Origin of the sequence: Halomonas garicola, assembly GCF_031935715.1 — a bacterium.
Taxonomy (GTDB): domain Bacteria; phylum Pseudomonadota; class Gammaproteobacteria; order Pseudomonadales; family Halomonadaceae; genus Vreelandella; species Vreelandella garicola.
On the sequence record NZ_JASSZF010000006.1, the window covers coordinates 1 to 13,255 of the forward strand.

The 13,255-nt window shown below is 61.9% G+C and carries 9 protein-coding genes, 2 tRNA genes and 1 pseudogene; 10 read left to right on the forward strand and 2 right to left on the reverse strand.

Translation table 11 applies throughout. From position 1 onward, the window contains the following. From RS027_RS03665 to RS027_RS03680, 4 genes and pseudogenes are all read left to right on the forward strand, one after another. Positions 1 to 106: pseudogene (locus tag RS027_RS03665) on the forward strand (IS5/IS1182 family transposase); the annotation flags it as partial. A gap of 140 nt (positions 107 to 246) precedes the next feature. Then, positions 247 to 1,728 (forward strand): glutamate--tRNA ligase, encoded by a 1,482-nt coding sequence (gene gltX, locus RS027_RS03670; RefSeq protein ID WP_311954363.1) that lies wholly within the window; start codon positions 247 to 249, stop codon positions 1,726 to 1,728. A gap of 127 nt (positions 1,729 to 1,855) precedes the next feature. Then, a tRNA-Ala gene (locus RS027_RS03675) sits at positions 1,856 to 1,931 on the forward strand. Positions 1,932 to 1,989: 58 nt separating this feature from the next. Next, a tRNA-Glu gene (locus tag RS027_RS03680) sits at positions 1,990 to 2,065 on the forward strand. 437 nt (positions 2,066 to 2,502) lie between these two features. Here the strand turns inward: RS027_RS03680 and RS027_RS03685 are convergent. Together RS027_RS03685 and gltA are read right to left on the reverse strand one after the other, a co-directional pair. Further along, complete coding sequence (locus tag RS027_RS03685; protein WP_311954367.1) at positions 2,503 to 3,384, reverse strand: NAD(P)-dependent oxidoreductase; 882 nt, start codon at positions 3,382 to 3,384, stop codon at positions 2,503 to 2,505. A gap of 114 nt (positions 3,385 to 3,498) precedes the next feature. Continuing rightward, entirely contained in the window at positions 3,499 to 4,788 is a 1,290-nt protein-coding gene (gltA, locus tag RS027_RS03690) for a citrate synthase (RefSeq protein ID WP_311954369.1), read from the reverse strand. A 490-nt stretch (positions 4,789 to 5,278) separates the two neighbouring features. On the opposite strand from gltA, the gene sdhC reads away from it, so the two are divergent. The 6 genes from sdhC to odhB all read left to right on the forward strand — a co-directional run bounded on the left by sdhC (position 5,279) and on the right by odhB (position 13,238). Next, a complete protein-coding gene (sdhC, locus tag RS027_RS03695) occupies positions 5,279 to 5,656 on the forward strand; it encodes a succinate dehydrogenase, cytochrome b556 subunit (protein WP_311954371.1) in 378 nt (125 codons plus the stop codon). Next, positions 5,650 to 5,997: a succinate dehydrogenase, hydrophobic membrane anchor protein gene (sdhD, locus tag RS027_RS03700; protein ID WP_311954373.1), complete on the forward strand. Its 348-nt coding sequence runs from the start codon at positions 5,650 to 5,652 to the stop codon at positions 5,995 to 5,997. Before sdhC ends, sdhD begins: the two co-directional genes overlap by 7 nt. A gap of 3 nt (positions 5,998 to 6,000) precedes the next feature. Next, positions 6,001 to 7,773 carry a succinate dehydrogenase flavoprotein subunit gene (gene sdhA, locus RS027_RS03705; RefSeq protein ID WP_311954376.1) on the forward strand — a complete coding sequence of 591 codons (1,773 nt, stop codon included), beginning with the start codon at positions 6,001 to 6,003 and terminating at the stop codon, positions 7,771 to 7,773. A 26-nt stretch (positions 7,774 to 7,799) separates the two neighbouring features. Then, entirely contained in the window at positions 7,800 to 8,510 is a 711-nt protein-coding gene (locus RS027_RS03710; RefSeq protein WP_311954378.1) for a succinate dehydrogenase iron-sulfur subunit, read from the forward strand. Between the two features lie 216 nt (positions 8,511 to 8,726). Further along, on the forward strand, positions 8,727 to 11,555 hold the full coding sequence (locus RS027_RS03715) for a 2-oxoglutarate dehydrogenase E1 component (RefSeq protein ID WP_311954381.1): 2,829 nt from the start codon (positions 8,727 to 8,729) through the stop codon (positions 11,553 to 11,555). A 60-nt stretch (positions 11,556 to 11,615) separates the two neighbouring features. Beyond that, on the forward strand, positions 11,616 to 13,238 hold the full coding sequence (gene odhB / locus RS027_RS03720; RefSeq protein WP_311954383.1) for a 2-oxoglutarate dehydrogenase complex dihydrolipoyllysine-residue succinyltransferase: 1,623 nt from the start codon (positions 11,616 to 11,618) through the stop codon (positions 13,236 to 13,238). Positions 13,239 to 13,255: the final 17 nt, after the last annotated feature.

Here is a 13,255-nt window from a genome sequence, read left to right on the forward strand (position 1 = left end):
TCGATTGAAACCGTATCGCGCCATTGCGACGCGCTACGATAAGCTCAAACGAAATTACGAAAGCATGGTGGCCTTGGCATGCGGCTTTTTATGGCTACCAATGTGAAACGTCAACAGGCCCTAGGCAGGCGCGCCGGTTTTGCCCCCATGCCGGTGCGCCTGCTGTCGGCAAGCGTTGCGGTGCGTATAATGGCGCCACGCTTTTGTCGACGACGCTCACCCCCTTGTGACATTAAGGACTTCACCATGACCGTACGTACCCGTATCGCGCCGTCGCCCACGGGCGACCCCCACGTTGGCACCGCCTATGTGGCGCTGTTTAACCTGTGTTTTGCGCGCCAGCACGGCGGTGACTTCATTCTGCGCATCGAGGACACCGACCGCGCGCGTTCCACGGCGGAGTCCGAGCAGATGATCCTCGATTCGCTGCGCTGGCTGGGGATCGAGTGGGACGAAGGGCCCGACGTCGGCGGGGCGCACGGCCCCTACCGGCAGAGCGAGCGCGGCGATATCTACGCCGAGTACGCGCAAAAGCTGCTGGACGCCGGGCACGCGTTCAAGTGCTATCGCACCGCCGAGGAGCTTGACGCGCTGCGCGAGGAGCGCAAGGCGGCCGGCATGCACCTGGCGCTGAAGCCCGAGGACCTGGCGCTGACGGCGGACGAACAGCAGCGCCGCGCCGACGAGGGCTGGCCCCACGTGGTGCGCATGAAGGTGCCGAAGGAGGGGGTCTGCGTGGTGCAGGACATGCTGCGCGGGCGTATCGACGTGGACTGGGCTCAGGTAGACGCCCAGATCCTGCTGAAATCCGACGGCATGCCCACCTACCATCTGGCCAACGTGGTCGATGACCACCTGATGGGCATCACCCACGTGCTGCGCGGCGAGGAGTGGATCAACTCCGCGCCCAAGCATCAGCTGCTCTACGAGTACCTGGACTGGGACATGCCGGTGCTCTGCCACATGCCGCTGCTGCGCAATCCCGACAAGTCCAAGCTGTCCAAGCGCAAGAATCCCACTTCGATCAACTATTATCGCCGCATGGGCTTTCTCCCCCAGGCGGTGACCAACTACTTGGGGCGCATGGGCTGGTCCATGCCCGACGAGCGGGAAAAATTCAGCCTTGGCGAAATGATTGACGCCTTCGATATTCACCGGGTGTCGCTTGGCGGGCCGGTGTTCGATCTGGAAAAGCTGACCTGGCTCAACGGCGTCTACATCCGCGAAGACCTGGACGACGACGCCTTTTTGCAGGCGCTTCGCGACTGGGCGTTCAACGAGGACTACGTCAGGCAGATTTTGCCCCAGGTGCGCCCGCGGGTGGAAACGCTTGCCCAGGTGGTGCCGCTGGCCGGGCACTTTTTCTCAGGCCTGCCGGCGATTACCGAGGCGTCGTTTGAGTCGGTCAAGCTGGAGAAAGAGACCCTGGTCAAGCTGCTGCAGTTTCTGGTGTGGCGGCTGGAAACGGTGCCTGCCTGGCACAAGGAAGCGCTGCTTGAGGAAGTGAAAGCGCTGGCGGCGTATTTCGAGCTGAAGATGAAGGCGTTTCTGGCGCCGGTGTTTATCGCCATCACCGGCTCGAGCGCGAGCACCTCGGTGATGGACGCCATGGCCATTCTCGGCTCGGATATGACCCGTGCCCGGTTGCGTCACGCCGTCAGCGTGCTGGGCGGCGTGTCGAAAAAGCAGGCCAAGCGCCTGGAGAAGGAGTATCGCGATCTCGCCTAGCAAAAGGCCAAAATGCTGGCTGAATGGCACCCGGATCGCGCAGCCAAAAGCGCTGCAAAAAAGCGGCGCTTTTTTCTTGACGCGCCCCCGGGGCATAAGTATTATACGCTCCGTCCTCGAGACAAGTGGGGCCTTAGCTCAGCTGGGAGAGCGCGACACTGGCAGTGTCGAGGTCAGCGGTTCGATCCCGCTAGGCTCCACCATTCTCTTCAGGATTTCCCCCGAAGCGTTCTGCTTCCTGCCGTATTGCGGCATCTTTGCGTCCCATTCGTCTAGTGGTCCAGGACACCGCCCTTTCACGGCGGTAACAGGGGTTCGAACCCCCTATGGGACGCCACTTCCGCTGTCTGCCTGATTCCCTGCCGCGCATGATGCCGGCCGCTTTTTGCTGCCTGGCTATCCGCTTTTTCTGCATGCTGGGTCCGCTGCCAAGCGACGCTGTGCCGGCTTGCCCCGGGCCTTGGTAACGCTAGCCTCAAACGCCTTGCCTGGCCTCAAAAAAAGGCGTTTTTGCGCCGTTTTGCGCTTGACTTGTCCACTTCGTCTGTTCCGCGAAGGGGCGCTGTGCACAACTGCCTATTATTGGCCGAAAAAAGGCTTGATATCTTTATTTTGTTTTAAAACAATGACTTACTGAAGGTTAAAAAATAACCAATTTAAGGCAGAGCCGCTCTGCATGCCGACTAGAGAACGTTTTCTAACGGTTGTAAACAGGGTTATCCACAGTAAGTGTGGAAAACCCCGATCGACGTCATTTTCAGAAAATGTCAAGGGTCATTCGGGCGCTTGCAGGCGCTTCAAAAGCGCCGTGATGTCCCGGCGTCCGTCGCTCTGGCGCTGCAGTTCGGCATAGAACTGATCCACCAGCGCGGTAACCGGGAGAGCAGCGTTCAGCCGGCGTGCTTCACCCAGGCAGATATCAAGGTCCTTGCGCATCCAGTCCACGGCAAAGCCGTGATCGTAGTCGCCGGCGAGCATGGTCCGATGACGATTTTCCATCTGCCAGGAGCCGGCCGCCCCCTTGGAGAGCACCTCCATCACGCGGTGGCCATCAAGCCCTGCCTGCCGGGCAAAATTCAGCCCTTCAGAGAGGCTTTGTACCAGCCCGGCCACGCAGATCTGATTGACCATTTTGGTCAGCTGGCCGCTGCTCGCCGGCCCCATGAGCGTCACCGCGCGCGAGTAGTGGGCCAAGACCGGCTCAAGGTGCTGGAACAGCGCATCCTCGCCGCCGCACATGATCGTCAGCGCGCCGTTTTCCGCTCCCTGCTGGCCGCCGGAGACCGGGGCGTCAATAAAGCCGATATCGCGCTGCCGGCAGGCCTCAGCTAGCTCCAGCGCCAGGTCAGCGGAGGCGGTGGTGTGGTCGACCAGAAAAGCACCGGGCGACATGCCCCAAAGCGCGCCTTGTTCGCCGGTGGTGACGTCGCGGACGTCGTTGTCGTTGCCCACGCAGCTGAGCACCAAATCGGCGCCTTCGGCCGCCTCGGCGGGGGTGTCGTGGGCGCTGCCGCCGTATTGCTCGACCCAGGCGTCGGCTTTGCCGGCGGTGCGGTTATAGACGCGCAGGGTAAATCCCTGACGTGCCAGATGGCCGGCCATGGGGCCGCCCATGACGCCAAGGCCGATAAAGGCAACGGTGGAGACGGGACGCATAGGCTGGTGGCTCCTGCTGGTAAAAAGGGAGAGGTCAAGTTACTGGATCGCCCACGCAAAAGGCCACCGCAGGTGGCCTTGTGGTAGCAGAAACGCACGTTCTTCTGCGGCGCGTTATTTCTTCTGCGGATAGTCCCGCTGGTCATGGCCGGTGTAGAGCTGGCGCGGGCGGTTGATCTTGTAGCTGTCGCTGAGCATCTCGTGCCAGTGGGAAATCCAGCCGATGGTGCGCGAGACGGCAAAGATCACGGTGAACATGTTGGTCGGAATGCCCATGGCCTTGAGGACGATGCCCGAGTAGAAGTCGACGTTGGGGTAGAGCTTGCGCTCGATGAAGTAGTCGTCCTCCAGCGCGATCTGCTCCAGGCGCTTGGCGATCTTGAGCTGCGGGTCATCGGCCAGGCCCAGCTCTTCGAGCACTTCGTCGCAGGTTTCCTTCATCACCCGGGCGCGGGGGTCGAAGTTGCGATAGACGCGGTGGCCAAAGCCCATGAGCTTGAACGGATCGTCCTTGTCCTTGGCCTTGTCGATAAAGCGCTGGATGTTCTCTTCGGAGTCGTCGCCGATCTCGTCGAGCATCTTGAGCACCGCCTCGTTGGCACCGCCGTGTGCCGGCCCCCAGAGGGCGGCAATGCCGGCGCTGATGCAGGCGAACGGGTTGGCGCCGGTCGAGCCCGCCATGCGCACGGTCGAGGTCGAGGCGTTCTGCTCGTGGTCGGCGTGGAGCATGAAGATGCGGTCCATGGCCTTGGCGTAGACCGGATTGACCTGGTATTCCTCGGCGGGCGTGGCAAACATCATGTAGAGGAAATTTTCTGCGTAGCTCAGGTCGTTGCGCGGCGAGTTGAACGGCTGGCCGATGTTGTACTTGTACGCCATGGCGGCAATGGTCGGCATCTTGGCGATCAGGCGCACGGCGCTGATGACGCGGTCTTCTTCGCGGGAAATGTCCATGTGGTCGTGATAGAAGGCCGCAAGCCCGCCGGTCACGCTGCACAGGATCGACATCGGGTGCGCATCCCGGCGGAACCCTTTGAAGAAGTTGTTGAGCTGGTCGTGAACCATGGTGTGGTTGCGGATGCGCGCCTGGAACTCGGCGTACTGGTCGTCGTTGGGCAAGTCACCAAACAGCAGGGTGTAGCAGAGCTCGACGAAGTTGGAGTGCTGGGCCAGCTGGCCGATGGGGTAGCCGCGGTGCAGCAGCATGCCCTGGCCGCCGTCGATATAGGTGATGGCGGACTGGCAGGAAGACGTTGCCATGAAGCCGGGGTCATAGGTGAACAGGCCTTCGCCGACCAGGCCGCGAACGTCGATGACGTCGGGGCCCAGGGCGCCTGAGTAGACGGGCAGTTCAATCGACTTGTCCAGACCGTCTACCGTCAGTGTTGCTTTCCTGTCAGCCATGCTGGCCTCCTTTCGAATTCGGATGGGACGTACGAGATTGCGGTGGTTTGCGCGCCGGGGAAAAAAGCCAATCCACTATAAAAGGGCCCGAAAGATTGTCAATTAGCCGAAATGCCAAGGGTGGCGGCGAGAGCCGCGCTGCTGTACAAAACTGTGATATGGCACAGTTTTTGTCTATGATTGGGCCGGTGGCCGCCGGTGCGGCGTCGTCCGCGCCTGCCTGCAAGCGATGCGCTAGCGGGGCCGGACGGCCGGGCCATTATGCGCTTTTTAGCAGCAGCGACCTAGTGCCGATATCTTGCACCATGGTCGAGTCACGCAGGGTTTGGTTTGTCAGCCAGCGCTCAGATTCATATAATTCGTGCAGCGCACTGCCGGTAGCAAGGGCGGTGTGCTCGACTTGGCAACGGCCGAGCCCTTCCAGCCATCACCGCCCGCCCGGGCTACGCCCGATCGCCGCCGAGCGGGCCAAGAGAGTGTGTATAGAGCCGTGAATAGCAAACGACCCGTAAATCTCGATCTGACAACGTTTCATTTCCCCCTGCCGGCACTGACGTCAATTGTGCACCGCATCACCGGCGTCATCCTGTTTGTGGGCCTGATCTTTGCCTTCTGGGCGCTCAGCAAATCGCTGTCGTCGCCGGCGGGCTTTGATGCGGTCAGCGACGCCCTGGCCAGCAACTTTCTGGCCAAGCTGATTGCCTGGGGGCTGGTCTCGGCCCTGGCATTTCATTTTGTGGCCGGCATCAAGCACCTGTTCATGGATGCCGATATCGGCGTGACCCATGAAGGCGGCATCCAGAAGGCGCAGGCCACCGTGGTTATCAGCGCCGTACTGATCATTTTGGCAGGAGTGTGGATATGGTAACCAGCGTCACCAATTTCAGTCGCAACGGCGTTTCCGACTGGGTCATGCAGCGCGTGTCTGCCGTGGTACTGGCGGTGTACACGGTATTCATCGTGGCCTATCTGCTGTTTCATCCCGACCTTGACTATTACACCTGGAGCGGCCTGTTCGAGCAGACCTGGATGCGGATTTTCTCGCTGCTCGCCTTTATTTCCCTGGCGGCGCACGCCTGGGTCGGCCTGTGGACCGTGACCACCGATTACCTCAAGTCCACCTACCAGCGCATGGGTGTCCAGATGCTGATCATCCTGGCCATCTTTGCCTACCTGGTATGGGGCATTCAACTTCTGTGGGGAGCCTGATTCATGTCTAACCTGCGTAGCCTGACATTTGACGCCATTATCATCGGTGGCGGCGGCTCCGGTCTGCGAGCGGCGCTGGAGCTGGCCAAGTCCGGCAAGCAAACCGCCGTATTGTCCAAGGTGTTTCCCACACGTTCGCACACGGTCTCGGCCCAGGGCGGCATTACCTGCGCTATCGGCGCGGCTGACCCCGAGGACGACTGGCGCTGGCACATGTACGACACGGTCAAGGGCAGCGACTACATTGCCGACCAGGACGCGGCGGAATACCTGTGCTCCGAAGGCCCCAAAGCGGTATTCGAGCTTGAGCACATGGGCCTGCCGTTTTCGCGCTTCGACAACGGCCGTATCTACCAGCGTCCGTTCGGCGGCCAGTCGAAAAATTTCGGCGAAGGCGGCCAGGCGGCGCGCACCTGCGCGGCGGCCGACCGTACCGGGCACGCGCTGTTGCACACGCTCTACCAGAACAACATCAAGAACAACACCACCTTTCTTAACGAGTGGTACGCCGTTGACCTGGTGAAAAACGCCAACGGTGACGTGGTGGGCTGCATTGCCATGTGCATCGAAACCGGCGAAGTGGCGCACATCAAATCCAAGGCCACGGTGCTTGCCACCGGCGGGGCCGGGCGCATCTACGCCTCGACCACCAACGCGCTGATCAACACCGGCGACGGCATCGGCATGGCGCTGCGGGCGGGCTTCCCCATGCAGGACATGGAAATGTGGCAGTTCCACCCCACCGGCATCTACGGCGCGGGCACCCTGGTCACCGAGGGCTGCCGCGGCGAAGGCGGCTACCTGATCAACAAGGACGGCGAACGCTTCATGGAGCGCTACGCGCCCAACGCCAAGGACCTTGCCAGCCGCGACGTCGTCGCCCGCTCCATGGTCATGGAGATGCTCGACGGCAAGGGCGCCGGCGATGACGGCGATCACGTCTTCCTCAAGCTTGACCACCTGGGCGAAGAGGTGCTCAGCAAGCGCCTGCCCGGCATCGTCGAGCTGTCCAAGACCTTTGCCCACGTCGACCCGGTACACGAGCCGATCCCCGTGGTGCCGACCTGTCACTACATGATGGGGGGTATTCCCACCAACGTGCACGGCCAGGCGATCCAGCAGGACGAAAACGGCAACGATCACGTGATCAACGGCCTCTTTGCCTGTGGCGAGGTGGCCTGCGTCTCGGTTCACGGCGCCAACCGCCTGGGCGGCAACTCGCTTTTGGACCTGGTGGTCTTTGGCCGCTCGGCGGGCAAGTTCATCGAAAGCGCGCTGAACGAGGGCATCGAGTACCTGGACGCCAACGAGGCGGATATCCAGGCGGCGATGAAGCGTCTGGAGCGCTGGAACGAGTCCGGCGACGGCGAGTCCGTGCCCGAGCTCAAGCGCGCCCTGCAGGACATCATGCAGACCGACTTCGGCGTATTCCGCGAAGAGCAGAAGATGCAGGAAGGCGTCAAGCGTCTGGCCGAGCTGCGCAAGCGGATCGACAACGCCTACCTGCCGGACAAGTCCAACGCCTTCAACACTGCCAGGGTCGAGGCGCTGGAGCTGGATAACCTGATGGAAGTGGCCGAAGCCACGGCGATTTCTGCGCTTGAGCGCAAGGAAAGCCGCGGCGCGCATTCGCGCTACGACTATCCCGACCGTGACGACGTCAACTGGCTGAAGCACTCGATTTACTTCCCCGCCGAGAAGCGGCTGGGTAAGCGCGACGTCAACTTCACGCCCAAGACCGTCGACACGTTCGAACCCAAGATCCGTACTTACTGATTACGCGCAGACGAGAGGGAGTCACGATGTCCAATCTTCAGGTATCGATATATCGCTACAATCCTGAAACCGATTCTGCGCCGTACATGCAGGAGTTTCAGGTCGATACAAAAGGCCGCGACGTCATGGTGCTGGACGTTCTGCACATGATGAAAGAGCAGGATTCCAGCCTGGCGTTTCGCCGCAGCTGCCGCGAAGGGGTATGCGGCTCCGACGGCATGAACATGAACGGCAAGAACGGGCTGGCCTGCGTCACCCCGCTTTCCGACGTGGTGAAAAAAGGCAAGATAGCGCTGCGCCCGCTGCCGGGCCTGCCGGTTATCCGCGACCTGGTCGTGGATATGGCGATCTTCTACAAGCAGTACGAGCGCATTCAGCCGTACCTGCAAAACGACGAGCCCGAGCCCACCATCGAGCGGCTGCAGTCGCCGGAAGACCGCGAAAAGCTCGACGGCCTGTACGAGTGCATCCTGTGCGCCTGCTGCTCCACGGCCTGCCCGTCGTTCTGGTGGAACCCCGACAAGTTTGTTGGCCCGGCGGGGCTTCTGCAGTCCTATCGCTTTCTCGCCGATTCCCGGGATACCGCGACACGGGAGCGGTTGACCGACCTTCAGGACCCGTTCTCGGTATTCCGCTGCCGCGGCATCATGAACTGCGTGGCGTTCTGTCCCAAGGGGCTGAACCCGACCCGCGCCATCGGCAAGATTCGCGAAATGCTGGTAGCCGAGGCGACCTAGCCCGGCTGCCCTACGGTTGTGTGGCCCGGGTCGTGCAGCCCAAATGATGCGGCTTGCTGCATCAAGTTGCACGGCAGCCACTTAAACCGCAGCGCGTAGCTTGTTATCATGGCCCATTAAGCGGTGCGGCGCGACGTCGCACCGTTTTACGCAATCACGATGTCGCCGCGCGCTCGGCGCAGCGATACCACCCCATCAGTGCAGGGTGACCGAGAGATGCAACAAGGCATAATGGAGTTGATGTGGCGTTCCTCCCACGTGAGCAGCGGCAACGCTCACTATGCGGAAGCGCTATTTGAGCAGTACCTTGACAACCCAGACGCCGTTCCCGACGAGTGGCGTCGCTATTTTGATGAGTTGCCCAGGCCCGACGGCGGCGCCGAAGAAGATGTGCCGCTGACCCCCGTACGCGATCAGTTCTACAAGCTGGGCCAGGAGCAGCGCTCAGGCGCCGTTACCGCCGACGACAACGTCGGTAAAAAACAGGTCAAGGTGCTCCAGCTGATCAACGCGTACCGCTTTCGCGGGCACCAGAAAGCCGATATTGACCCGCTGGGGTTGCGTGACCCCACCCCCGTCCCCGACCTTGATCTGTCCTTCCATCAGCTGTCCAAAGACGACATGGACACCGAGTTTCAGACCGGGTCGTTTTTTCTGGGTATCGACAAGGCGCCGCTGCGCGATATCGTCGACGCCCTGGAGCGCACCTACTGTCGCTCCATCGGCTGCGAAATCATGCACATTGTCGATACCGAAGAAAAGCGCTGGCTGCAGCGCCGTTTCGAATCGGTACGCAGCGCGCCCAAATTCAGCGACGAGGTGCGCCGGCACGTGCTTGAGCGCCTGACCGCCGCCGAAGGGCTGGAAAACTACCTCGCCTCCAAGTATCCCGGGACCAAGCGCTTTGGCCTGGAAGGCGGCGAGACTTTCATCCCCATGATGGACGAGCTGATCCAGCGGGCGGGCGGCTACGGCGCCAAGGAAGTCGTCATCGGCATGGCCCACCGCGGGCGCTTGAACATGCTGGTCAATATCCTTGGCAAGAACCCCGCCGACCTGATCGACGAGTTCGACGGCAAGAAGGTGATCGAACGCGGCTCGGGTGACGTCAAGTATCACCAGGGCTTCAGCTCCAACGTCATGTCGCCGGGCGGCGAAGTCCATCTGGCGCTCTCGTTCAACCCCTCGCACCTGGAAATCGTCGCCCCGGTAGTGGAAGGCTCGGTGCGCGCGCGCCAGGACCGCCGTCAGGATCCCAACGGCGAAAAGGTGCTGCCGATCAACGTCCACGGTGACGCCTCTCTGGCCGGCCAGGGCGTGGTGATGGAGACATTCCAGATGTCCCAGACCCGCGCCTACCGCACCGGCGGTACCGTGCATATCGTGATCAACAACCAGATCGGGTTTACCACCTCGCACCCGCTGGATGCGCGCTCGACCGAATACTGCACCGACATCGCCAAAATGGTGCAGGCGCCGATTTTCCACGTCAACGGCGATGATCCCGACGCCGTCCTCCATGCCACCCAGGTGGCGCTCGACTATCGCCAGCAGTTCAAGAAAGACGTGGTCATCGACCTGGTCTGCTACCGCCGCCGCGGCCACAACGAAGCCGACGAGCCGTCCGGTACCCAGCCGATGATGTATACCAAGATCAAGGAGCACGCCTCGGCGCGGTCGCTCTACGTCGATCGTCTGGTCAAACAGGGCGTCGTCAGCAAGGACGATACCGACGCCATGGAGGAGACGTACCGCGACGATCTGATGGCCGGTAATCACGTGGCCAACGCCCTGGTGCAAAAGCCCAACGAGGCGCTGTTCGTCAACTGGCAGCCGTACCTGGGGCATGAGTGGACCGGCTACGCCGATACCACCTTTGACATGCAGCGCATGCAGCTGTTGGCCGAGCGCATGTGCGATATTCCCGAGGGCATTGAGGCCCAGCGGCAGGTGGAAAAGATCTACAGCGAACGGCGCAAGATGCAGGCGGGGGAAACGCCCATCAACTGGGGCTTTGGCGAGACCCTGGCGTACGCCACGCTGCTTGACCAGGGGCACCCGATCCGCCTCACCGGACAGGACACGGGGCGCGGCACCTTCTCCCACCGCCACGCCGTGGTGCACAACCAGAAGGACGGCAGCACCTACGTGCCGCTGCAAAATATCAGCGACGGCCAGCCGAGCTTTACCATCCACGACTCCTTCCTCTCCGAGGAGGCCGTGCTGGCCTTTGAGTACGGCTATGCCACCACCGCGCCCAACGACCTGGTGATCTGGGAGGCCCAGTTCGGCGACTTCGTCAACGGCGCCCAGGTGATGATTGACCAGTTCATCTCCTCGGGCGAAACCAAGTGGGGCCGGCTGTGCGGGCTGACCATGCTGCTGCCCCACGGCTACGAAGGCCAGGGTCCCGAGCACTCCTCGGCGCGCCTCGAGCGGTTTTTGCAGCTGAGCGCGGAAAACAACATGCAGGTGTGCGTGCCGACCACGCCGGCCCAGATTTACCATCTGCTGCGCCGTCAGGTGATCCGTCCGCTGAGAAAACCGCTGGTGGTGATGTCGCCCAAGTCGCTGCTGCGCCACAAGGCGGCTACCTCGACCCTGGAAGACCTGGCCTACGGCGAGTTCCACATGGTGATCGCCGACCAGGCGGACCTGGTGGCGGAAGAGGTCAACCGCGTGGTGCTGTGCGCCGGCAAGGTATACTACGATCTTGCCGCCTGGCGCGAGGAGAACGAGCGCTACGACACGGCGATCGTGCGTATCGAGCAGCTGTATCCCTTCGCCCAGGATGCACTGCTGGAGGTGCTGAAAGCCTATCCGCACGTGGAAGATATCGTCTGGTGTCAGGAAGAGCCGCTGAACCAGGGGGCCTGGTACCCCAGTCAGCACCACATGCGCGCCGTTGCCGAAAGGCTGCGTGAAGGCCTTGGCGGCAAGTTGAAGTTTGCCGGTCGTCCCGCCTCTGCCGCGCCTGCCGCGGGCTATATGTCCGTGCACACCGAGCAGCAGCGCCGGCTGGTCGAAGACGCCTTCAACCTGTAATCAGCGCCTGTTTAGGGTGTGAGTCACACCGGTTTAGCGAACACATTAAGGGGAAGCGACATGGCTACCGAAATCAAAGCACCAAATTTTCCGGAATCCGTGGCCGAGGGCACGGTTGCCACCTGGCACAAAAAGCCCGGCGACAGCGTCGAGCGTGACGAGCTGCTGGTGGAAATTGAAACCGATAAGGTGGTGCTTGAAGTGGTGGCACCGGAAGCGGGCACGTTAAGCGACGTGCTCGTCGATGAAGACGAGACCGTCGAGTCCGAGCAGCTGCTGGGCAAGCTCGACGCGGGCGCTGCCAAGGGTGGCAGCGGCAAGGAAGAAAGCGGTAAGCAGGAAAAGGCGGATGACGAGGCGTCCGGCGACACGTCGTCGAAGGCCAAGGGCGGCGATAGCAAGCAGGCTGGCACGGCCAAGAGCGGCGGCAAGCAGCACGAGGTCAAGGCGCCGTCGTTCCCCGAGTCGGTGCAGGAAGGCACGGTAGCCAGCTGGAACAAGCAGGTCGGCGAAGCGGTCAAGCGCGACGAAGTGCTGGCCGAGATCGAAACCGACAAAGTGGTGCTTGAAGTCGTGGCCCCGGCCGACGGCGCGCTTACCGAAATCAAGGCAGAAGCCGACAGCCAGGTCGAGTCCGAAGAGGTGCTGGCGCTGTTTACCGAAGGGGCCGGCGACGCGGACGGCGGCGATGAAGGCCGGGATGACAAGGCCTCTTCCGCCAAGACTGACACCCACGGCGAAAGCGATGACAGCGCCGACGAAAATCTCGGCGGCAAGATTCTGGCGCCGGCGGCGCGCAAGATGGTCGCGGAAAACGATCTGGACGTATCGCGTCTTGAAGGCACCGGCAAGGGCGGGCGGATTCTCAAGGAAGACGTCCAGAAAGCGCTCAAGGACGGCAGCGCGGCCAAGTCCGGCGGCGAGCAGAAGAAAGCGGACGCCGCGGCGACGGCAAAGGCAGCGCCCGCGCCGGTAGAAGGCCAGCGCCCGGAAAAGCGCGTGCCCATGAGCCGGCTGCGCCAGACCGTCGCCAAGCGCCTGGTCGAGGCCCAGCAAACCGCCGCCATGCTGACCACCTACAACGAGGTGGACATGAGCGCGATCATGGCGCTGCGCGCCGAGTACAAGGAGCGGTTCCAGAAAGCCCACGACGTCAAGCTCGGCTTCATGAGCTTTTTCGTCAAGGCGGCCTCTGAGGCGCTCAAGCGCTTCCCCGACGTCAACGCCTCTATCGACGGTAAAGAGATCGTTTACCACGGCTATCAGGATATCAGCGTTGCCGTGTCTACCGACCGCGGCCTGGTCGTGCCGGTGCTGCGCGATACCGACCAGATGCAGATGGCCGACGTGGAAAAAACCATCGGCGATTTTGGCAAGCGCGCGCGTGACGGTAAGCTTGGCATCGACGAGATGCAGGGCGGCACCTTTACCATCACCAACGGCGGCATTTTCGGCTCGCTTTTATCCACGCCGATTCTCAACCCGCCGCAAACGGCCATTCTGGGCATGCACAAGATCCAGGAGCGCCCGATGGCGGTAGACGGCCAGGTGGAAATACGGCCGATGATGTATCTGGCGATATCCTATGACCACCGCATGATCGATGGTAAGGACGCCGTGCAGTTCCTGGTAGCGATCAAGGAGCTGCTGGAAGATCCTGCACGCCTGCTGCTTAACGTATAGCCTGTGCCTTCGACGCA